We start from the raw sequence: 1,020 nt of genomic DNA on the forward strand, positions 1-1,020 counted from the left end.
CGAGATCCGGGTGTGGAAGAAGAGCGCGGAGGGCCGGCTGGGCCCTTCGAGGACCTCGAGGTGATCCGTTTGGAGGCGGGCATGCCGACGTCGAGGTTCTGCAAGCTGACGGGCGTGCCCGAGCGTTCGTATCGCCGCTGGCAGGCCAAAGCGAGAGCGGATCGCCCGCCGAAGGGTCCGTGGCCGCAGCCCGCGCGGGACGCGGCCAGGCCGCTCGCGACCAAGCACGCGCTGGCGCATCCGGCGTGGGGTCATCGGAAGATCTGGGCGATGACCCGCCACGACGGGCACCGGGTGTCGCAGGCGACCGTGCTGCGCCTGCTGCGCGATGACGGGCTGATCCTGCCGTCGGAGTATCAGAAGCAGCGCCGTGAGCTCGCGAGAGACCGTAAGGCGGCGTTCGCGAGGAACCCGACGGGCCCGAACCAGGTGTGGCAGCTGGACTTCAGCGAGTTCGAGACCACCCAGGGTGGGACGTGGCGGATCGCGGGGTGCCGGGATTGGTTCTCCAAGGTCGAGCACCCCTTCCATACCTCGCCCACGGCGAACCAGCATGACGCGATCGCCGCCGTCGAGCTCGCCCTGACCGACTACGAGCGCATGTTCGGGCACCCCCTCGTTGATCAGTGTCAGGTCGACCCGGAGACCGGCGAGCTGCTGCCGGTCGTGACCCTCGTGACTGACAATGGTGGCCCGTTCCGGTCGATGAACTTCGAGTTGTTCATCTTGCGTCACCCCGAGCTGCGGCACGTCCGCACTCGGGTGAAATCGCCCGGGCAGAACGGGTCACGCGAACGCGGGTTCGGGACGCTGAAGTACGAGCGGCTGTTCCTCGACGAGATCCCCGACGCGATGACGCTCGTCGAACGCGCTGAGGACTACCGGATCGAATACAACGAGATCCGTCCTCACGAGGCGATCGCCTGGAACCGGCCGATGGACGTGCACCTGGGCCTTGCCGACCCCACCATCCCCAACTTCGAAAGAGAAGAAATCCTGCCAAATACTTGACGCGGGACA

Annotated in this window: 1 protein-coding gene; it reads left to right on the plus strand. The window is 66.8% G+C overall.

Annotated elements, in window-relative coordinates; genetic code table 11:
* Positions 1-1,011 (plus strand): integrase core domain-containing protein (locus AB0O89_RS15055; protein ID WP_363499287.1); only part of this gene is annotated, 1,011 nt, incomplete at its 5' end.
* Positions 1,012-1,020 lie beyond the last annotated feature (9 nt).

It is taken from the genome of Microbacterium sp. NPDC076895 (assembly GCF_040687115.1).
Taxonomy (GTDB): domain Bacteria; phylum Actinomycetota; class Actinomycetes; order Actinomycetales; family Microbacteriaceae; genus Microbacterium.